The organism is Cedecea neteri NBRC 105707 = ATCC 33855, from assembly GCF_001571265.1.
GTDB classification, from domain to species: Bacteria; Pseudomonadota; Gammaproteobacteria; order Enterobacterales; family Enterobacteriaceae; genus Cedecea; species Cedecea neteri.
The window spans coordinates 20968-42386 of the sequence record NZ_BCTL01000051.1 but is presented as its reverse complement, the minus strand read 5'-3'; the positions used below and the strand labels follow the sequence as shown (position 1 = coordinate 42386).

The window sequence follows — 21419 nt, the reverse complement described above, 5'->3', positions numbered from 1 at the left end:
CATATGATACAGAATTGGAAGTGAACGGAACCTTAGCAGATTCTTCATAGAGCATATTTCTGACTAAGAGACAGCTCCCAGGCTAACTCCCTATCCCCGCAAATGCTCCGCATGAAAACGCAAATGATCCTCTACAAACGTCGCAATGAAATAGTAGCTGTGGTCGCAGCCCGGCTGAATGCGCAGCGTCAGCGGCCAGCCTTTCTCCTGCGCAACTTTCTCAAACTCTTCCGGCCTTAGCTGGTCGGCGAGAAACTGATCGTCATCCCCCTGATCGATAAGCATTGGCAGCTGTGCCGACGGCGAGGCTTTATCCAGCAGACAGCAGCTGTCCCATTCTTGCCACAAAGATTCATCTTCACCGAGATAGGCCCTGAAGGCTTTTTGCCCCCACGGCACGCGGGTTGGGTTAACAATCGGTGCAAAAGCCGATACCGACCGGAAGAGGCCGGGGTTTTTCAGCGCCATGATTAGCGCGCCGTGTCCGCCCATGGAATGGCCAAATATCGACGCTTTTTCGCTGACGCTAAAATTCTCTGCAATAAGCTGCGGCAGTTCATCGCGCAGGTAATCGTACATGCGGAAATGCGTGGCCCACGGCTGCTGGGTAGCGTTGAGATAAAAGCCTGCGCCCTGGCCCAGGTCATAGCCTGCGTCGTTTGGCACTTCTTCGCCGCGCGGGCTGGTGTCCGGCATCACCAGTACAATGCCAAGCTCGGCGGCTACGCGCTGTGCGCCTGCTTTAGTCGTGAAATTTTCATCGTTGCAGGTCAGCCCGGAAAGCCAGTAAACCACCGGCGGTGGCGTGGCGCTTGCCGGAGGTGGGAGAAAAATACTGAACGTCATTGGGCAGTTAAGCACGGTGGACGGGTGGCGCCAGCGCTGCTGCCAGCCTTCGAAACATCGGTGTTCTTCCAGTAATTCCATCCAGAGGCTCCTTACATATTTTCAATAGTTATGAACAACTTTCACTTCACCTGAGTCTAGCCATCCCGCATTATGGCCGCAACGGTATTGTTCCGCCCGCTCAGGCGATGAACGGTTATTTCGATTTCAATAATTATGCCCGGCACTACTGGATTCTAAGCACGTGCTGCCGCACAATAAGCGGACACTTTGCCCCATGAAGGGCAGGGGTCAGCCACACCTGCAGGAGAAAACAGCATGTCATCACTCTCAAAAGAAGCCGCCCTGGTTCATGAGGCGCTGCTGGCGCGCGGTCTGGAAACGCCGCTGCGTCCGCCGTTACGTGAACTGGATAATGAAACTCGTAAAAGCCAGATTGCCGCTCATATGACGGAAATCATGCAGCTGCTTAATCTCGATTTGAGTGACGACAGCCTGATGGAAACGCCGCATCGCATCGCCAAAATGTATGTCGATGAGATTTTCTCTGGCCTGGACTACGCGAACTTCCCGAAAATCACCGTCATTGAAAACAAAATGAAGGTCGATGAAATGGTCACAGTGCGCGATATCACCCTGACCAGCACCTGTGAGCATCACTTCGTGACCATCGACGGGAAAGCCACCGTGGCGTATATCCCGAAAGATACCGTTATTGGCCTGTCCAAAATTAACCGCATCGTGCAGTTCTTTGCTCAGCGTCCGCAGGTTCAGGAACGCCTGACCCAGCAGATCCTGATTGCGCTGCAAACGTTGCTGGGCACCAATAACGTGGCGGTGTCCATTGATGCCGTGCATTACTGCGTGAAAGCGCGTGGCGTGAAAGACGCAACCAGCGCGACCACCACCACGTCACTCGGCGGCCTGTTTAAGTCCAGCCAGAATACGCGTCAGGAGTTCCTGCGCGCAGTACGCCACAATTAATTCCCCAGGCAGGTATCCGTGGAGAGAAATGTCACCCTGGACTTCGTCCGCGGTACCGCCATTCTTGGCATCCTGCTGCTTAATATTGTCGCCTTTGGCCTGCCGAAGGCGGCTTATCTCAACCCGGCCTGGTATGGCGAGATAACCTCCCGTGACGCCTGGACCTGGGCGGTAATGGACCTGTTTGCCGAAGTTAAATTCCTCACGCTTTTCGCGCTGCTGTTTGGGGCGGGCCTGCAAATGCTGCTGGCTCGCGGTTCACGCTGGATCCAGTCGCGGCTCACGCTGCTGGTATTACTGGGCTTTATCCACGCGCTGCTGCTCTGGGACGGCGACATTCTGCTGGCTTACGGCCTGACAGGGCTGGTGTGCTGGCGGCTGATTCGTGACGCAACCGGGCAAAATCAGCTCTTTAAGACCGGCGTCGTGCTGTACCTCATCGGCATTGGCGTGCTGGTGCTGCTCGGCGTGATTTCAGGTGATGGTCTTAACCGTTCCTGGGTGCCGGATGCGGCCAATTTGCAGTATGAGCAATGGTGGAAGCTGGGCGGCGGCGTGGAGGCCATCAGCAACCGCGCGGATTTACTCTCTTCAAACCTGGTGGCGCTGGGCGCGCAGTACGGCTGGCAGCTGGCGGGAATGATGCTTATCGGCGCGGCGCTAATGCGCAGCGGCTGGCTGAAAGGGGAGTTTAGCCTGAGGCATTACCGCCGAACCGCCGCAATTTTTATCGTCATCGGGATGGCCATCAACCTGCCAGCGATTATTGCCCAGTGGCACCTTGACTGGAATTCCCGCTGGTGTGCGTTGCTGTTACAGGCCCCGCGCGAGCTGAGCGCACCGTTTCAGGCTATTGGCTACGCCGCGCTGGCGTGGGGATTCTGGCCGCAGCTTTCGCGCTTCAGGCTGGTGGGCTGGATTGCCTGCGTCGGGCGGATGGCGCTGACGAACTACCTGCTGCAAACGCTCATCTGCACAACCTTGTTCTATCGCTTTGGTTTATATATGAAATTCGACCGTCTCGCGCTGCTGGCCTTTGTGCCCGCCGTGTGGGCGGTGAACATCCTGCTGTCGGTGCTCTGGCTGCGTTACTGCCGCCAGGGGCCGGTGGAATGGCTCTGGCGGCAGTTAACCGCTCGTGCTTCAGGGGATGCGTTACGCAAAGCACGGAGATAATGATATTCGTCACAAAGGTTAACGAATTGTATGTAACCGCTTTCATCGCTGTGATCGACTTCACGCCACGCCGCCCCTCACTCCCCGCAAAATAGCCACCTTGCCTAAAACAGGGTGCACCTATGAGACCGACTCCCCCAACGCCGATTACCATTCGGGACGTTGCCCGTATCGCCGGGGTTTCAGTAGCGACAGTATCCCGAGTATTAAATAACAGCGCGCTGGTCAGCCCGGAAACGCGCGAAAACGTCATGCAGGCGGTTGCTGAGCTGGGCTACCGTCCAAACGCCAATGCGCAAGCGCTGGCCACCCAGGTGAGCGACACCATCGGCGTGGTCGTCATGGACGTCTCCGATCCCTTCTTCGGGGCATTGGTCAAAGCCGTGGATGTCGTAGCCCAGCAGCACAATAAATATTTGCTGATCGGGAACAGCTATCACCAGGAAGAAAAAGAGCGTCACGCCATTGAGGTGCTGATTCGCCAGCGCTGCAGCGCGCTGATTGTGCACGCCAAGGCGCTGAGCGACGAGGAACTGGCTACTTTTCTGGAACAGGTGCCCGGTATGGTGCTGATCAACCGCCTGGTGCCCGGCTACGCTCACCGCTGCGTTTGCCTCGATAACGTCAGCGGCGCAGTGATGGCCACCCGCATGCTGCTGAATCAGGGGCATTCGCGCATCGGTTACCTGGCCTCCAGCCATCAGATTGAAGATAACGACCAGCGGCATCAGGGCTGGCTGCAGGCGCTGGCGGAGCAGGGCATCGTGCCGCCGGAAGCGTGGGTTGGCATGGGGACGCCGGACATGCAGGGCGGCGAAGCGGCAATGGTTGAGCTGCTGGGGCGCAACCTGCAGCTCAGCGCGGTCTTCTCTTATAACGACAGCATGGCTGCCGGCGCGCTAACGGCGCTGAAAGACAACGGCATTGCCGTGCCGCAGCATGTCTCGATTATCGGCTTTGACGATATTCCTATCGCCCGTTATACCGACCCGCAGCTGACAACCGTACGTTATCCGGTAGTTTCGATGGCTCGCCTCGCAACCGAACTGGCGTTACAGGGCGCGGCAGGCCAGCTGGATCGTGATGTAACGCACTGTTTTATGCCGACTTTAGTCCGCCGTCATTCGGTGGCGATAAAGCAAAATGTGGCGTCGATCACTCCGCTGTCAAAGAGTTAGATGTAACCGGTTTCAATCTGTGAGTAAATTCACAGTTAATTAACATTGCGCTGACTATTATGTCAGCGTTTTATCAGCTGAAACACGATGTAACGGTGACTACTCACTTTTAGCATCGTGATAAGGCCAAAGACGACCATAAAAACGCAGTATTGGATTGTTACCGAACACGGAAGTGCACATTTTTTAGGATAACTTCGGCATTCAGTAACCTCTTCATAACATTACTGTCCTGCCTGGTTTCGAACGCGAACTACCCTGCAAAATAAAAACCGGAGATACCATGAATAAGAAGGTTTTGACCCTGTCCGCCGTGATGTCCTGCATGCTGTTTGGTGCCGCTGCGAACGCTGCTGACCGTATTGGTGTGACGATTTATAAATACGACGACAACTTCATGTCAGTGGTTCGTAAGGCCATCGAGAAAGATGCGAAAGCGTCACCTGACGTACAGCTGCTGATGAACGACTCCCAGAACGACCAGTCCAAACAGAACGACCAGATCGACGTTCTGCTGGCTAAAGGCGTGAAGGCGCTGGCCATCAACCTGGTTGACCCGGCCGCAGCGGGCACCGTAATCGAAAAAGCGCGCGCGCAAAACGTGCCGGTTGTGTTCTTCAACAAAGAGCCATCCCGCAAGGCGCTGGATAGCTACGACAAAGCTTACTACGTGGGCACCGACTCCAAAGAGTCCGGGATTATTCAGGGCGACCTGATTGCAAAACACTGGGCGGCTAACCCGGCCTGGGACCTGAACAAAGACGGTCAGGTTCAGTTCGTACTGCTGAAAGGCGAACCCGGCCACCCTGATGCCGAAGCGCGTACTACTTACGTTATCAAAGAGCTGAACGACAAAGGTCTGAAAACTCAGCAGCTGCAGCTGGATACCGCCATGTGGGATACCGCTCAGGCTAAAGACAAAATGGACGCATGGCTCTCCGGCCCGAACGCTAACAAAATCGAAGTGGTTATCGCCAACAACGATGCGATGGCAATGGGTGCGGTAGAAGCGCTGAAAGCACACAACAAATCCTCTATTCCAGTGTTTGGCGTAGATGCCCTGCCGGAAGCGCTGGCGCTGGTGAAATCCGGTGCGATGGCCGGGACCGTGCTGAACGACGCCAACAACCAGGCGAAAGCCACCTTTGACCTGGCGAAAAACCTGGCCGACGGTAAGCCAGCCGCCGAAGGCACTAACTGGAAAATCGAGAACAAAATTGTACGCGTACCTTATGTAGGCGTGGATAAAGATAACCTCGCACAGTTTATCGGCAAATAATACCCGTCATACTTTTGTTGTACACGGGCGCAGATACCTGCGCCCGGCTTTAGGCAGGTTACTCAGCGACACAGGTATAATTATGGTCGACAATAACTCAGCTACGCCGTCGGAATTTTTGCTGGAAATGACCGGCATTAATAAATCCTTCCCCGGCGTTAAGGCACTGGATAATGTTAATTTAAAAGTACGACCACACTCTATTCACGCCCTGATGGGTGAAAACGGTGCGGGCAAATCGACATTATTGAAATGCCTTTTTGGGATCTACAGCAAAGATTCCGGCAGCATCCTTTTTCAGGGGAAAGAGGTCAATTTCAGCAGCACGAAAGAGGCGCTGGAAAACGGTATTTCTATGGTGCATCAGGAGCTTAACCTGGTCCTGCAGCGCACCGTGATGGACAACATGTGGCTCGGGCGTTACCCGACCAAAGGCGTGTTTGTCGATCAGGATAAGATGTACCGCGACACCAAAGAGATTTTTGACGAACTGGATATTGATATCGACCCGAGAGCCCGCGTCGGTACGTTATCCGTTTCTCAAATGCAGATGATTGAAATCGCCAAGGCTTTTTCCTATAACGCCAAAATCGTTATTATGGATGAGCCAACGTCCTCGCTGACGGAAAAAGAAGTTAATCATCTTTTTAAAATTATCCGCAAATTAAAAGATCGCGGCTGCGGCATTGTTTATATCTCCCATAAAATGGAAGAAATATTCCAGCTGTGCGATGAAATTACAATTTTGCGCGACGGGCAGTGGATTGCCACCCAGCCGCTGGAAGGGCTGGATATGGACAAAATCATCGCCATGATGGTTGGCCGCTCCCTGAACCAGCGTTTCCCGGACAAATCCAACGTACCGGGGGAAGTGATACTCGAAGTACGCAACCTGACCTCGCTACGCCAGCCGTCGATTCGCGATATCTCCTTTGATTTACATAAAGGTGAAATCCTCGGCATTGCGGGCCTCGTTGGCGCGAAGCGTACCGACATTGTGGAAACGCTGTTTGGTATCCGCGAAAAATCTGGCGGCACCATTAAGCTGCACGGCAAAAAGATTAATAACAGCAACGCGAACGAAGCTATAAATCACGGTTTTGCGCTGGTCACCGAAGAGCGCCGCTCTACCGGGATCTACGCCTACCTGGATATCGGTTTTAACTCACTCATTTCCAATATTCGTAACTACAAAAATAAGGTCGGCCTGCTGGATAACTCCCGCATGAAAAGCGATACCCAGTGGGTTATCGACTCCATGCGAGTGAAAACGCCGGGGCACCGAACCTCCATCGGCTCGCTGTCCGGCGGTAACCAGCAGAAGGTGATCATTGGCCGCTGGCTGCTGACTCAGCCGGAAATTCTGATGCTGGATGAACCGACGCGCGGCATTGACGTTGGCGCCAAGTTTGAGATTTACCAGCTGATTGCTGAACTGGCTAAAAAAGGGAAAGGGATCATTATCATTTCGTCCGAGATGCCGGAATTGTTAGGGATTACAGACCGTATCCTGGTGATGAGCAACGGGCTCGTGGCCGGAATTGTAGACACCAAAACAACAACGCAGAACGAAATCCTCCGTCTTGCGTCTGTGCACCTGTGATGATTTAGGGGCTATTAAAAATGAGTGCGTTAAATAAGAAGAGTTTTCTAACTTATCTAAAAGAGGGCGGCATCTACGTGGTGCTGCTGGTGCTGCTGGCGATCATTATTTTCCAGGATCCGACGTTCTTAAGCCTGCTTAACCTGAGTAACATTCTGACCCAGTCCTCGGTGCGTATTATTATCGCGCTGGGCGTGGCCGGGCTGATTGTCACCCAGGGGACCGACCTTTCAGCAGGGCGCCAGGTTGGCCTGGCGGCGGTTGTGGCGGCCACACTGCTGCAGTCGATGGACAACGTCAACAAGGTGTTCCCGGACATGCACACCATGCCAATTCCACTGGTGCTGCTGATTGTTTGCGCCGTGGGCGCGGTGATTGGCCTGGTGAACGGGATTATTATCGCTTACCTGAACGTGACGCCGTTTATCACCACCCTGGGCACCATGATCATCGTCTACGGGATTAACTCCCTGTATTACGACTTCGTTGGGGCGTCACCGATTTCCGGCTTTGATTCTCACTTCTCTACCTTTACGCAGGGCTTTATTGCCTTGGGCAGTTTCCGCCTGTCGTACATTACGTTCTACGCCTTGTTTGCGGTGCTGTTTGTGTGGGTGCTGTGGAACAAAACCCGCTTCGGGAAAAACATTTTTGCCATCGGCGGCAACCCGGAAGCGGCGAAAGTCTCCGGCGTTAACGTGGCGCTGAACCTGATCATGATTTATGCCCTGTCCGGCGTGTTCTATGCCTTTGGCGGGATGCTGGAAGCGGGCCGCATCGGCTCGGCGACCAACAACCTGGGCTTTATGTACGAGCTGGATGCGATTGCGGCCTGCGTGGTGGGCGGCGTGTCGTTCAGCGGCGGGGTAGGTACGGTTGTCGGCGTGGTGACCGGGGTGATCATCTTCACGGTTATCAACTACGGCCTGACCTATATCGGCGTGAACCCTTACTGGCAGTACATCATTAAGGGCGGCATTATCATCTTCGCCGTGGCGCTGGACTCCCTGAAGTACGCGCGTAAGAAATAATCTAACCATACTTTATCTGGGGCGCGGCTTCGATTTTTAGACCGAAGCTGCGCCTCCAGTATCTCAGTGTTAATGGTTTTAACACCCTGATTCTCAGGTTTATCCTTCTCAGCGGTGGCGTAAGTGAAGAGGAGTGAGTGTAGTTTTGCTACATGGATATTCTTGACGCTTTCTTAAAATCAGGTTGATTGTGGAGCTACTGTAAAACGTGGGATCTTAAACTTAGTATTGGTAACTTCATCGGTTTCCTGATCTTCTCTCAAATAGGTATTGAATTCTTTCGCATGCAGGGTGATAAGCATATGCATTTTACCTTCCCCAATCGAGTATTTATTATCGAGGCCACGAGAACTACGAGAATCCCTGAGGCAACTGATATTATATATTGTGCGATTTATTAGGTTATTATAATTAAATCCTTTATTCGCATCTAGATTATAAATACCACCGTTCATTTCAAAAAAAACACAGCCGTTACCGTAATTGCTCAACGTGGCGGCATGTGCGGCTTGTTGTAGATGATCATTTAACGGTTTTTCTAAATGCATGCCAAATATTAACGACCGATGTCGGCTGCCAGCGTCATTTTTTAACATTGAGTTTGCTACGACCATTGCCATTTTTCCATCTATCCACTGATAGTGAAGGATGTAAGAGGGCGTTCTCTTGATTTTTTTTCTCTTTTTCGTTTAAAAATTTAGTTATTATCTCTTGGCCGTTTACGTTTCCGTATGTATTTATTATGCTGGCATAATCGCGTTGAGCAATCTCTCCATTGATGATAAATTTTTCAAATGCTCGGGTATTCTTGTAAATTGGTAATGAACTTTTGTCTTTCGCTAAATGTTCTAAGAAGTACATTCCCCAAGATAATGATATGCCAAAACATGAATCGCTATTATCTGGTGGAAAATACTCGGCGTATTTTTGTTTTATTGGTTGCCTTTTGCTCCAAAGTTCGAAACGTTTTTGTCTTATTGGATAACACATTTCTTTTTGCGTGATTTCTGGCATGTTATTTCCTCAGTGAATGTACCAGGCAGCTTGTGTTTGCTATAAAAGCTACCGATAATGATCGGGTAAATAAATATTGTTGTCCTGAATTTAAATTTACGCCCTGCGGTTCAGGGAAGTGTCCGTAACGTGTCGGCATATTATATTACTGGCTCTAATATCACGCTCACCGAACCTTCATAAACTTCAGGGCGCTCTGGAGAGTCAAGCATTTTGCTCACGTCTGACTGCTCAACAAAAAAGTCAAAGCTGCCTTTCTCTACCCTGAATATTCTTGGTGTGAGAACTCTGGCTGAATCTTTATCTACTGAAAGCGGTATATTCTCCGCATTGGTAATGTTAAATGACGAGGCTAAAGACAGGCTGGTTTTAACCGGCACAAGCTCGCCCGTTTTGGTGCTCTTAATGGCACAGTTCGGGCCAATTGACTCGGGGCAATCAAGCCAGGCGATAAACTTGGTAGACGTCGAAAGGTTAAAGTTACTTCTTCCGGTCAGTACCGGCGGGATCCTGCTCACCATCCAGCGTTCCCAGTTTTCCTCCCCCTGAACCGGTGTGCATATTTGGCCTTTGGGGCAGGGCTGAAGCGTCACGCTGAGGTCGTCAGGCGATACTGGTTCCATTTTTAATTGATGGTTAACGTTAATCATGACGGCAATAACCAATTCATTATTATTCCCGTCCAGACGGCGGTAATTGTCGCCAAAGTCAGCGGGAATGCGTATCTCCCCTCGATAGAGGCCGCCATGCAGCTGCAGGGCAGACAGGTTAAACATGGATTCGAACAGAACTGACTGAAAAATGGGCAACTCATCTACCGGCGTATCCTTCTTTAATGACCAGCCACACTGATTACCATCTACCGCAATGTAATTTCCCTGGTACATTTTAGCGTTGATGCAATCAGGTGACGGCCGGCCATTATTTCTGATGTCGAAAGGTCTGTCTTCTTCAAGCGTCATTCGGTACAGAAAAAACTGTGTCTCATAGGTATGCCCTGTTTCCTCATGACGTAACGTTAACGTAGGTAATTGCGGAAAAGTAAAATTAATAGCCTGGCGTGCCTCCGCGCCAGCGGTTATATCGTGTTGCGGTGCCAGGTTTAGGGGGATACGGATAAAAGAACCATCAACCTGGCAGTTTGACCAGATTGCGCACTGAAGCTGCTGGCTGTCATCGGTTATTAACTGAATCGCAGCAAATTGATTATTTATTGTTGGCTCGAAAGTGCCTGTAACCTCAACGTCGTAGGCCATTGCCGGTCGCCAAAGAAAAACAAAAAACAGGATAATAAATATTTTCAACTTCATCGGTTACACCTTTTTACAAAGAAGGTTCGGGATAAAATTAACGTCATCGTGGGTGTTGTTTGAGGGCAGTTCACACTTCATCTCCACTTCTCCATTTTTATTGGTCACCCTGATGAGTTTATTTTTTACGCCTGTCTTTAGCGTCAAAATACCGTCCTGATTAATAATGCTGCTAGAAACATCACTGGTGACATTTCTATTTTTAATGATGTTGCCATTTTCGTCTTTTAACATGCTAACGAGGGTAATGGTTTTTATGGCTTTAATATTGATATGCTGCACGCTTCCTCGACTCATTTGCGCATTGATATAACGTGGGTGAATGCTAAGATTATTGCCGCGGCTAGCGCTGAATTGAATATTGTTCTTTTTCCACAAGGAGACAGGAATAACGTTTCGGCCCGGTGATAAACGTACCTCAGTCATTTCACTGGAGGCGGCGACGCTGGCATTTTTATCATCAGATTCAACGTCAACGATCAGTGCCGATTCCATATTGCGATTGACTCCACCATTGACGCTGGCAAGCTTGCCACCGCCCAGCACCAGGACCTGCTCAAGGTTACCGCCCGCGGTGTTTGTCCCGCTGCGGGATTCGTGCTGAGCATACATATCGCCGCTAAGGTACGGGGTATCAATGGCGGCATTTCCGCTAAAGACCACGCTGTCAGCGCTGTATGACACACCGCCGCCGAGGTTTCTGATACTGCTGTCATGGGGCTGCCACTGATAATTAGCGCTGGCGTACATCTCGTCACGGTTAAATCCTGTTTCGGCTGAAACAATGTGCTGAGTCGCTGAGTTAAGCGATATGCTAACCCCAAGCGACACGCCGTAATCCCGTGCACGTCCGCTGTAGCCCGGTCTGCTAAACGCGCTTAGCCGGAATCTTGCGTTGCGCGATAAGAACTCACGGTTAGCCGTGGCGGATACATCAACGCCAAGGCCTTTGCGTGCGGCACTCTCGGTATACTGGAGATTGGTGATTAAAGAAGACATGCCGGATAATCTGAATGACATCGAGGCACCGTAAGTGTCCGTAGTGCTGTGGTATCGACGGCTTCTGTATTTCGATTTTCTATAAAAAAGACTGCCAGACCCCAGGCCAGAAATCGTTTTGTAATAGCGAAAGTCGGTATTATTACTGGCGCTATTTTCATTGTTGCTCCATTGGCTCTGATAAAAAAACGAGGAGCCAGAGCCTGCCTCGATATTGGTTCGGACGCTTAATTTTTCGGCGTTATCGGAGGTGTAGCCACTGAGTCCCAGCACGACGCGTGGGTGCACCAGGAAATCAACGGCACCGCCTATGGCAAGCGATGATTTCTGATTATTGCTGTCGTCCCCGCTCAATATAATGGTGTCATTTTTACCGCCCCAGAGATTAAAGCGAAAACGTTCGCCGTTATTCGCCCACCCCTGCGGTTTGTAAATCTGCGCCTGCTGGGTTTCAACCACCTGGCCTGATTCAATAATTCTTAATTCAACATCGTAAATACCAAACGGCAGACGGCGGGTATCCAGTGCCTGAATCCCCGTTTGCAGCTGCTGGGTATACACCAGTCGCTCATCGCGCCAGACTTCAACGATAGACTGATTTCGGCCGGTCACATACACAGGCCAGGCGCTCACGCTTTCGGCGTCTAAAGAAAGGGCATCAGAACTGCCCCACATCGCGCCCATAATTGAACTGCTGTTGGAGCCCGGCGTCTGCACGCTGCCAGAGTCATAATCAGGGGAAAACATACCCATGCGAAGAAAATACCCTGCCAGTTCTTTTTGGGTATACAGGTTATAAATGCTCGCATTGCTTTGGCTATATTTTCCACTGTTTACGTTGGACTGGAATGAAACACGCTGTGACCAGTTTGCAAACGATGAGGTTAATTCCGAGGTTAACGCCATATTACGATATGAGGATGCCTGCATTGCCGAAAGGTTATTGGCTATAATGGCACCGGACGGAATTTTATCTGGCAGTGTGATGTACTCCTTTTGGACTTTTTCTGTTTCATATTGCCGGGTGTAAATGTTTACCTGTGAACGTTCCAGGTTGAAATCAACCTTCATTAGCCCATTCAGGCAATTGTTAACACACTCACCAATAGCCATGCCTTCTCTGAGAATCGCTTCCCATTGACGGGTTTTCGCCACATCAATTTCACCTGAGTCAGCGATGATTTGAACTAATTTTACCTGTTCTCCATTTGAAATGCTGACAGAGGCATCAAATAATTTTTTATCGTTAAGGTTAATCTGAGTAATAATTTCTGAATTATAGAAGTATTGTTTAAAATCATCGGGCAACCCGTTGAGCATATTGGAGGCGGTAGGATTATTTCCATGCGCAAGAAACGAAGGGATTAGCAATGCTAATAAACACTTTTTCATTATTTTATCACGCTACGCTGAGTGACCAAAAAGATAGCTAACTAAGGTCAATGAAAATAGAGAAATACATTCAGAAGACCTTAGTCAGCCACACTTATGCTTTAAGGGTTACCACCGGCGGCTACAACAGGTTCAAAGGTAATGGCAACGACGCCCGTAAACTTACCGGTAACCGTTAACGCTGTGCTGTCTTTCTGTGAAATGCGAAGGGCTGTACGTCCCCCCACTTTGGCTGCACTTTCGGTGACGACCGTTGCTGCCTTGTCGGTCACTTCGATATTGTTAAACATCACCTTTAGAGGAATGGCATCTGTACCATTAGACATCTGAGGTACACCGGCATTTAACTGATCGGTTAATGTCGCCTGAATTGCGCCACTGGTGTTTTTAAACTGAAACTGTTTTTCAAAGGCTTTTAACGAGCTTGAGCCAAAGTCATATCCCATCTCTTGCTCTTGATCGATCCAGCCTGATTCCACAGGGATCACATGAAAGTTCTCAGTAGGAATTTCGGCCTTCAGGCTGATGTCATAGCTGGCATACGTTGGGTCCGCCGCCGCCAGGACTGCTGAGCTACAAAAAAGCGATGAGATAGCCATTGCCGCGGCAAATTTGTTAAAACGAGTCATGAACATTTCCTTCCTTGTTGAATCTACTTACGGTTTTTACGGTGCTTAGAAAAACTAATTTTTCGACATTTTTTACAATGTCATTTTTTTACTGCTATTACCTTCAAATAAATCCAGGGTTATCGAATCCCCCTTTTCTTTTTTGAGAGTAAATTCAGTATTTGGTAAAACAAGCTGCTTTGTCGGTGGGCTACATTTTTTTGTTTTAGCGGAACAAATGCGGATTTTATCCAGAACAATTGTTGCATTACCGTTATTTTTAACGCCAACTTCTATGTTCATCTTGTTTTGTATTTGGGTGTCATAAAGTGGCTTTTCGGGTGGGATAACCACAATCGTGCCATAACCTGTCATGACGTTTAATCCTGCAGAAACTTTTTCATTTTTAGATTCAGCAATGGTACTGTCATCAAAGCCATTTTCTTTTGTCGGCATGACGGGTTTATATCTAATCCGAAAATATCGCTCTTTATCCCGGCTACCCGCCCAAAGCATTCGCGATGTCTGAAAACCACCGGGTGGAATAATCATTCGTAGGGGGGTGACAATGAGTGAGTTTTTATTCAAAACGTCCTGTGCATTATTTTCCAGCTGTACCTCTGGTTTGCTTTTAGTTGCAGGAATGATTTCAAAGTGCTCGACACGTACAAAGGCCGTTGAGTCCCCGGTGTTGTAAATACGCTTGATGCGTGTTTTTTCATCGGGCTTTAACACATCATACATATCAGAGATGCCAATAACAGGCGTTGCTAATGCAGGTAGCGTATTTAAAGAAAACACGATCGTGCATAAGCATAATGCAAAATTTAATTTTTTATTGGTATCCCGCATTTTTGAGGTCGTCCTGGACTTGGTCATTAATTGGAGGGGGATTATGATAAAAAAAATAATGGAGGTATATTTGATGTGGTTTAATTAAGATCTTTTGATTTAACTTGATAATTTTTATATTTATTTTGTGATTGCGTGTGTTTTTTTTAGTGGCGCGTTAATTAACTTTTGGATAAAGTGTTGTTGGTAAATAGAGGTACGGTTTAAAGTTATGTATAAATTTGTGGTTTTATTGTTAAAGTGATGTGTTTATTTCTAACAATAAAACCCAAATACTTGTTTTCTTATGAGCAATCTATCCCGTGTATCTTGTGCCAGGAAACTGTTTATTGATGTTACCTTTAACGACTTTATAGGCCTGATCCCTGTCTCCTTCTACGTATTTTATGAAAGGATTATTCCAGACTACGCGGTTGGTGGGGCCTGTCATGTAAGCAAAGCTTATGCCCTTACTGATAAAGATATCTCGTGCTCTTTCTAGCCAGTTTCCCTTTCCAATATAACAAGCCTGAAACTTGATTACCCCGACGCGGCGTAGAGACATTTTTTTCAAATCATCCGCCAGCGCTTCGGGGCTGTAGTGGCCCAGCATATGTTCACTGGCGTGTGCGAAAATATCTATGCGGTCGTTTTCTGTTACGGACTGAAGGTAATGAAAGTTGTTGTAAATATACTTTTTTTCTTCGCTTTCAGACTCACGACCAACCAGTTCAAGCATGTCTTTATATTTTGACTTCAGGTAAGCATATTCATGAGGCCGGCGTTTTTTAAAATTATAGGCAAGCACGACTTCTATCTTGCCAAAAGGCCATTCATGCGACCTTAATAACGGTATTTTACCTGCGGTCCTGAACAAGCTGTTTGTAAAGTTCATGTGCTTTGGTTCCATGTGAGAGTGAGGCTGGGGGAATAAAATCCACGGCATACGCCCTGCAGTAATATGTATTTCCTGACATTCGCCTAAATGACTTCAAAAGAAAAGGCCTTTGGTCTTAACTCATTTTATTAATGGACTTAACGCCAGGGATTAACGCTTAAATTATTGAATGCGGATATTGAGCGCGACAAAGAGCGGATGGGGTGGAAGGATCGGCCCGGAGGAAAATCAGGGCGTTTGATTAAGCATAATAAGAGAACTTCAGGTAAGGAATGAGGAAAAGCGGCGACGGGAGAGGTTTTCCCGAAATCATATGAGAGAGCGATAGTCTATATCACTTTTTCTCTTTTTTCTGTATTTCCAACAGCTGTTCCGGCGTGACGGCCGGGTAGGCCTGCGCGTCTTCCGGTACTTCCTGTTGCGAAGGAATCGGCACTAACGGACCGAGGAAACGTGGTTCACGTTTGAAGAGATAGAGATCTGCTAATGCGCCCAGACGGGCACCAAATTCACGCGTGCGCACGGTAAGCATATTTTTCGGGGAAGGTACCGCATAGCACTGCGCCTGAATCCCCATATGCAGGGCAATAAATAATGCCCGTTCGCAGTGGAAGCGTTGGGTAATGATGATGAAGTCGTTGGTATCAAAGACCTTACGGGTGCGAACAATCGAGTCCAGCGTGCGGAAGCCTGCGTAATCCAGCACGATATCCGCCGGATCAACGCCGCCGGCAATCAGGTCTTTGCGCATGGTCATTGGCTCGTTGTAGCTTTGCTGCGCGTTATCGCCGCTGAGCAGCAGGTAGTTCACCTTGCCGCTGTTATAGGCGTTCAGCGCGCCCTGAATGCGGTACAGGTAATACTGATTGATGACGCCGGTGCGGTAATACTTGGCGGTGCCGAGCACAACACCCACCTGACGATAGGGCAGATCTTGCAGTTCATCATAGACGTAGGGCGCGGTTTTCCAGCTGATCCAGCGGTCGAGCCCGAGCGCAGCCGCCATCGTTAAGCCGATAATAATAAGCAGGCCGTAAAACACGCGCTTCAACATGAACTTGCAGACTCATTCTCGGGGTGAAATTTCATCCAAGGCTACTTTACCCAGCCTTCAAGAGCAAGAAACGCGGGTTCAGTTGGGGCAAATTTCAACAATGCGAGTGTGGGTACACCCGCAACGGAGAATTATTGAACAATATTAACGCGTTCAACGGCTTCACAGCCCAGGGCTTTCAGCGTGGCGGAGGTGGCATCCCACTGTAGCAGCGGCGCATCGAATTTTTCTGCCAGCACGGTCCGCTTAATTTGCGGGTAGTCATAACCATTGAGAGAAAGCAGGTTAAGGGCAGCCTGCAGCGGCGGCAGGGAAGGGTTGAACGCGGCGTTTTCTGCATAACAGCCGGTAAAGATTCTGCCGTCGATCATTTCCAGCGCAACGCCCGCCGGAGCTTTGCTGTATGGCGCATGGCTGCGGTTGGCCGCTGTAATAGCCGCCTGAATGAGGGCATCACCTTTTAGCGCAAAACCGTGGTTCTCTTCATCCAGCAGCAGCGTTTTGATGTCCAGGTCGCGTGGGCCAAAGGCGTCGGGCAGGTATTCACCAAGCGTGGAAGGCTGGCGGCCCGGCAGATGAATGCGCAGCGCGGTGCCGCTGTTCAGTTCGTTCATGAACTGGCGACAGTGGCCGCAGGGCGTGTAGTTGACGGTGATATCGACCAGGCCTTTTTCACCGCGCATCCACGCGTGGGTAATGGCGCTTTGTTCGGCGTGCACGGTTTGCTGCATGGTGGCGCCAAGAAACTCCATATTGCCGCCGAAATAGAGGTTACCGCTTACGCCGCGAGCCACGGCCCCGACGTTAAAATGGGAGAGGTCTGCACGCGCGCAGGCTGCGGCCAGCGGCAACAGGGCGAACGCCAGGTCGTCGTCGCCCAGCCCGCTTTGATGTTTTAGCGCTTCAACCTCGGCCGCTGTAAACATTGCCGGGAAGTGCTCGTCGGCAAGCAGGGGTTGCAAAGCGGTTTGCAGCGCAGGGGAGAGTTGCACAACGGCAGCATCAAAACGTGAACGCATGTTAAAGCCTCATAAAGGGTAACGGAAACGTAGTTTACGGATCTGTATAGGCCAAATATGTGATCAACTTCTAATTGTTTGTGCAACTTATGAAAACAAGCATGGAAATGCGCGATCTCTCGCAAGTTTTAGCCGAAAAGCTTCAGCAGTACCGGGAATAAAAACGGGGCGATAAGTGAGGTCATGACCCCGCAAATGACCAGCGCCAGCGAGCTAAAAGCCCCTTCCTGGAAATCGAGCTCCGCACAGCGGGCGGTGCCCAGCGCGTGAGAAGCCGTCCCCATTGCCAGGCCGCGTGACGCCTTGGTGCTGATGCGCATCATGTTCAGCAGGGTGTGGCCAAACACGGCGCCAAGAATACCGACGAAGATAACGCATACTGCGCTAATGGCCGGGATACCGCCAATGCCGCCGCCTACCGCCATCGCAATCGGCGTGGTAACGGATTTCGGCAGAACCGAGGCGGCAATTTCCGGGGAAGCGCCCATCAATAATGCAATGGAAGTGCCGGTGGACATCGCCACCATGCTGCCAATAAAGCAGATGGTGATAATGGACTTCCAGCGGGCGCGAATCTGGTGAATTTGCTCGTAAAGCGGGAAGGCCAGCGCCACGACGGCCGGCTGCAGCAGGTCGTTGAGCACTTCGCTGCCTTTAAAATAGTGGTCGTAAGGGATCCCCGTGACCAGCAGAAAAGGAATTATCACCACCATGCAAACCAGCAGCGGGTTTAGCAGCGGGGATTTCAGCCGGGCAGCCAGTTTGCGGGCGGCGAAAAATACCACCAGCGTTAACGGTAAAGACCACCATATATAGTGCATCATTTTTTCTCTGCCTCGCCTTCGCCAATCACTTTTCTTTCGCCGTGGACCAGGTGCGAGCTCCAGCTCACGATCACCAGCACCACCAGCGTACTGATTAAACAGGACACCACCACCGGGCCAAACTGGGCTTTCAGCACGTCGTAATATTGCATCACGCCGACGCCAATAGGCACGAACAACAGGGCCATATAACGAATCAGCAGGTGACAGCTGGGTTTTACCCATTTCGCCGGCAGGATTTGCAGCGACAGCAGCACAAATAAAATCAGCATGCCGATAATACTGCCGGGAATGACGATGGGCAGCAGCGAGGCGACAAAAATACCGGCGTATAAGCACAGGTAAATTAAGACAAAAGCGCGAAGATACTGCCAGATTATCGTGAACGAGTTACGCATGGAGGTTACCCTTTAAGAAACGCATTCATCATACAATTAAACTCAAAATTGTGCTATCCATCACATCATGAATTATCAGCATAACAAACATTCCCTGCGTGAAGGTTGCCGGGCGGATTTCAGGCAATAAAAAAGCGGCCCGGAGGCCGCCTTTATACAATCTGCTTTGGCTTAATTCAGACGAACCGGCATCCCGGAACGGTTCTGAATCGCCTGGTCAACAACGGTGGTATCAACGTCGGACTGAGCGGTGACTTTCTGTACGCTGCTGGTCAGCTTGATTGGCACGATTTCACCGGAGTTGAACTGCGCTTCTGTAGTAGAAAGCGGGTTGTGAACTTCGATGTAGCGGCTGCCGTCCGGCTCGGTGGTAGCTTTTACCGGCTCATCAATAAACTGAACGCGGGTGCCGACCGGCACGTTGTCGAACAGGAACTTGATGTCTTCGTTACGCAGACGCACGCAACCGTGGCTGACGCGCAGACCGATACCGAAGTTGGCGTTGGTGCCGTGAATCGCATACAGGTTACCAATGTACAGCGCGTACAGACCCATTGGGTTATCCGGGCCGGCTGGCACAACGGCCGGCAGCGGCGTACCGGCAGCGGCGTATTCGGCATGCATCTTCGCGGTAGGGGTCCAGGTTGGACCATTTTTCTTACGCTCTACCTTAGTGGTCCAGTTAATCGGGGTATCTTTCCCCAACTGGCCGATACCGATTGGCAGCACGATAACGGTGTTAGTGCCTTTCGGGTAATAGTAGAGGCGCATTTCGGCGCTGTTAATCACAATCCCTTCATGCACGGTGTCCGGCAGGATCAGCTGCTGAGGAATGTTCAGGATGGTCCCGGCTTTTGGCAGGTACGGGTCAATCCCCGGGTTAGCTTCCAGCATGTTAGACAGTCCCATCTGGTACTGTGCGGCATACTCTTCCAGCGGCGCGGTGCTGCCTTCCGGAATAGTGATAACCTGGTTTTCACCAACCAGGCGGCTGCCGTTAGTCGGTAACGGATAAGTCACGGCGGAAGCAGAGAAAGACGCGACAGCCACAAAAGCCAGTAAGAGCGAGCGTAAGTTCATAGTCATGTTGTGCGAAGTGTTATGCCAGACGGGCCAGCTAGTGAGTGTTCATGGACGATTCAGCCGCGCATTATATGTGCATTACATTCATCTGGGAAATCAGATGTGGATGAAATCACAATTTTTTCACACTGATTAACTATTGTACGGTGAAGATGCGGGGCGACCCTTTATCATAGTTATGGCATAATGTGGCCGAAATCACATTCCAAAATCTCGACAACTTATTTCTCCAGGACATACCAGTGCTTGTATCCAGCAACGTTACCATGCAGTTTGGCAGCAAACCGCTGTTCGAAAATATCTCCGTCAAATTTGGCGGCGGCAACCGTTATGGCCTGATTGGCGCTAACGGAAGTGGCAAATCCACGTTCATGAAAATTCTCGGCGGGGACTTAGAGCCGACGCTGGGCAACGTTTCTCTCGATCCAAACGAGCGCATCGGTAAGCTGCGTCAGGATCAGTTCGCCTTCGAAAAATTCACCGTACTCGACACCGTCATCATGGGCCACGGCGAGCTGTGGGAAGTGAAGCAGGAACGCGACCGCATTTATGCCCTGCCGGAGATGAGCGAAGAAGACGGTTACAAAGTTGCCGACCTCGAAGTGAAATACGGCGAGATGGACGGCTACACCGCAGAAGCGCGTGCGGGTGAACTGCTGCTTGGCGTGGGCATTCCGCTGGAGCAGCACTACGGCCCGATGAGCGAAGTCGCGCCAGGCTGGAAACTGCGTGTGCTGCTGGCGCAGGCGCTGTTCTCTAACCCGGACATCCTGCTGCTCGATGAACCGACGAACAACCTGGACATCGACACCATTCGCTGGCTGGAACAGACGCTGAACGAACGCGACAGCACCATGATCATCATCTCGCACGACCGTCACTTCCTGAACATGGTCTGCACCCATATGGCTGACCTGGACTACGGCGAGCTGCGCGTTTATCCGGGCAACTACGACGAGTACATGACGGCGGCGACCCAGGCTCGCGAGCGCCTGCTGGCGGACAACGCGAAGAAGAAAGCGCAGATTGCAGACCTGCAATCCTTCGTGAGCCGCTTCAGTGCCAACGCATCCAAATCTCGCCAGGCAACCTCTCGTGCCCGTCAGATTGATAAAATCAAGCTGGATGAAGTGAAGGCCTCCAGCCGCCAGAACCCGTTCATCCGTTTCGAGCAGGATAAGAAACTGTTCCGTAACGCCCTTGAAGTTGAAGCACTGACCAAAGGGTTTGAGAACGGCCCGCTGTTTAAAAACTTCAATCTGCTGCTGGAAGTCGGTGAAAAGATTGCCATTCTTGGTGCCAACGGCGTGGGTAAATCCACCATGCTGAAAACCCTGGTCGGCGAGCTGGCCCCGGATAGCGGCAGCGCGAAATGGTCTGAAAATGCTCAGATTGGCTACTACGCGCAGGATCACGAATATGAGTTCGAAAACGATCTCACCGTGTTCGACTGGATGAGCCAGTGGAAGCAGGAAGGCGACGACGAGCAGGCGGTACGTAGCATCCTTGGTCGTCTGTTGTTCAGTCAGGACGACATCAAAAAGCCTGCTAAAGTGCTGTCCGGGGGCGAGAAAGGCCGCATGCTGTTCGGCAAGCTAATGATGGAAAAACCAAACATCCTGATCATGGACGAACCGACGAACCACCTGGATATGGAATCCATCGAATCGCTGAACATGGCGCTGGAGATGTACCAGGGCACGCTTATCTTCGTGTCCCACGACCGTGAGTTTGTTAGCTCGCTGGCAACCCGCGTGCTGGAAATTACCCCAGAACGCGTGATTGACTTCACCGGCGGCTACGAAGATTACCTGCGCAGCAAAGGGATCGACGGGTAATTTTACCCTCACCCTAACCCTCTCCCTAAAAAGGGAGAGGGCCAGAATGAGGGG

The 21419-nt window shown here is 50.6% G+C and carries 20 protein-coding genes; 7 read left to right on the top strand and 13 right to left on the bottom strand.

From position 1 onward, the window contains the following. Positions 1–90 precede the first annotated feature (90 nt). A complete protein-coding gene (gene fghA / locus CNE01S_RS19735) occupies positions 91–927 on the bottom strand; it encodes an S-formylglutathione hydrolase (protein ID WP_061277919.1) in 837 nt (278 codons plus the stop codon). Positions 928–1164: 237 nt separating this feature from the next. On the opposite strand from fghA, the gene folE reads away from it, so the two are divergent. The 6 genes from folE to mglC all read left to right on the top strand — a co-directional run bounded on the left by folE (position 1165) and on the right by mglC (position 8097). Next, positions 1165–1830: a GTP cyclohydrolase I FolE gene (gene folE, locus CNE01S_RS19730; RefSeq protein ID WP_061277918.1), complete on the top strand. Its 666-nt coding sequence runs from the start codon at positions 1165–1167 to the stop codon at positions 1828–1830. Between the two features lie 18 nt (positions 1831–1848). Then, positions 1849–3006, top strand: coding sequence for a DUF418 domain-containing protein YeiB (yeiB, locus tag CNE01S_RS19725; protein ID WP_061277917.1), 1158 nt, complete (start codon positions 1849–1851; stop codon positions 3004–3006). Between the two features lie 122 nt (positions 3007–3128). After that, entirely contained in the window at positions 3129–4184 is a 1056-nt protein-coding gene (gene galS / locus CNE01S_RS19720; RefSeq protein WP_061277916.1) for an HTH-type transcriptional regulator GalS, read from the top strand. 283 nt (positions 4185–4467) lie between these two features. Further along, a complete protein-coding gene (mglB, locus tag CNE01S_RS19715; protein WP_061277915.1) occupies positions 4468–5463 on the top strand; it encodes a galactose/glucose ABC transporter substrate-binding protein MglB in 996 nt (331 codons plus the stop codon). Between the two features lie 82 nt (positions 5464–5545). Beyond that, the gene (mglA, locus tag CNE01S_RS19710; RefSeq protein ID WP_038481110.1) at positions 5546–7066 is read left to right on the top strand and encodes a galactose/methyl galactoside ABC transporter ATP-binding protein MglA; all 1521 of its coding nucleotides are present in this window, start codon (positions 5546–5548) and stop codon (positions 7064–7066) included. Positions 7067–7086: 20 nt separating this feature from the next. Next, complete coding sequence (gene mglC, locus CNE01S_RS19705; protein WP_008455248.1) at positions 7087–8097, top strand: galactose/methyl galactoside ABC transporter permease MglC; 1011 nt, start codon at positions 7087–7089, stop codon at positions 8095–8097. Positions 8098–8276: 179 nt separating this feature from the next. On the opposite strand, the gene CNE01S_RS19700 is transcribed toward mglC, so the two are convergent. The 12 genes from CNE01S_RS19700 to ldtB all read right to left on the bottom strand — a co-directional run bounded on the left by CNE01S_RS19700 (position 8277) and on the right by ldtB (position 19530). After that, positions 8277–8717 (bottom strand): hypothetical protein, encoded by a 441-nt coding sequence (locus tag CNE01S_RS19700; protein WP_156479840.1) that lies wholly within the window; start codon positions 8715–8717, stop codon positions 8277–8279. Beyond that, positions 8680–9111 (bottom strand): hypothetical protein, encoded by a 432-nt coding sequence (locus CNE01S_RS19695; RefSeq protein ID WP_061277913.1) that lies wholly within the window; start codon positions 9109–9111, stop codon positions 8680–8682. Before CNE01S_RS19695 ends, CNE01S_RS19700 begins: the two co-directional genes overlap by 38 nt. A 140-nt stretch (positions 9112–9251) precedes the next feature. Continuing rightward, positions 9252–10421 (bottom strand): hypothetical protein, encoded by a 1170-nt coding sequence (locus tag CNE01S_RS19690; RefSeq protein ID WP_061277912.1) that lies wholly within the window; start codon positions 10419–10421, stop codon positions 9252–9254. A gap of 3 nt (positions 10422–10424) precedes the next feature. After that, positions 10425–12812, bottom strand: coding sequence for a TcfC E-set like domain-containing protein (locus CNE01S_RS19685; RefSeq protein WP_061277911.1), 2388 nt, complete (start codon positions 12810–12812; stop codon positions 10425–10427). A 101-nt stretch (positions 12813–12913) separates the two neighbouring features. Then, positions 12914–13441: a CS1 type fimbrial major subunit gene (locus tag CNE01S_RS19680; RefSeq protein WP_061277910.1), complete on the bottom strand. Its 528-nt coding sequence runs from the start codon at positions 13439–13441 to the stop codon at positions 12914–12916. Positions 13442–13513: 72 nt separating this feature from the next. After that, positions 13514–14272: a hypothetical protein gene (locus CNE01S_RS19675; RefSeq protein ID WP_061277909.1), complete on the bottom strand. Its 759-nt coding sequence runs from the start codon at positions 14270–14272 to the stop codon at positions 13514–13516. A 295-nt stretch (positions 14273–14567) separates the two neighbouring features. Continuing rightward, the gene (locus CNE01S_RS19670) at positions 14568–15146 is read right to left on the bottom strand and encodes a hypothetical protein (protein WP_138089249.1); all 579 of its coding nucleotides are present in this window, start codon (positions 15144–15146) and stop codon (positions 14568–14570) included. Between the two features lie 337 nt (positions 15147–15483). Next, positions 15484–16203: an outer membrane permeability protein SanA gene (gene sanA / locus CNE01S_RS19665; RefSeq protein WP_061277907.1), complete on the bottom strand. Its 720-nt coding sequence runs from the start codon at positions 16201–16203 to the stop codon at positions 15484–15486. A 131-nt stretch (positions 16204–16334) separates the two neighbouring features. Beyond that, positions 16335–17222 carry a cytidine deaminase gene (gene cdd / locus CNE01S_RS19660; protein ID WP_061277906.1) on the bottom strand — a complete coding sequence of 296 codons (888 nt, stop codon included), beginning with the start codon at positions 17220–17222 and terminating at the stop codon, positions 16335–16337. Positions 17223–17350: 128 nt separating this feature from the next. Continuing rightward, a complete protein-coding gene (locus CNE01S_RS19655) occupies positions 17351–18046 on the bottom strand; it encodes a CidB/LrgB family autolysis modulator (protein ID WP_061277905.1) in 696 nt (231 codons plus the stop codon). Next, entirely contained in the window at positions 18043–18444 is a 402-nt protein-coding gene (locus tag CNE01S_RS19650; protein WP_039295384.1) for a CidA/LrgA family protein, read from the bottom strand. Before CNE01S_RS19650 ends, CNE01S_RS19655 begins: the two co-directional genes overlap by 4 nt. Before the next feature lie 171 nt (positions 18445–18615). Beyond that, positions 18616–19530 (bottom strand): L,D-transpeptidase, encoded by a 915-nt coding sequence (gene ldtB / locus CNE01S_RS19645; RefSeq protein ID WP_061277904.1) that lies wholly within the window; start codon positions 19528–19530, stop codon positions 18616–18618. A gap of 239 nt (positions 19531–19769) precedes the next feature. Between ldtB and CNE01S_RS19640 the strand changes: the two genes are divergently transcribed. Further along, positions 19770–21365, top strand: a complete 1596-nt coding sequence (locus CNE01S_RS19640) for an ABC-F family ATPase (protein ID WP_061277903.1) — start codon at positions 19770–19772, stop codon at positions 21363–21365. The last annotated feature ends 54 nt before the right edge of the window (positions 21366–21419 follow it).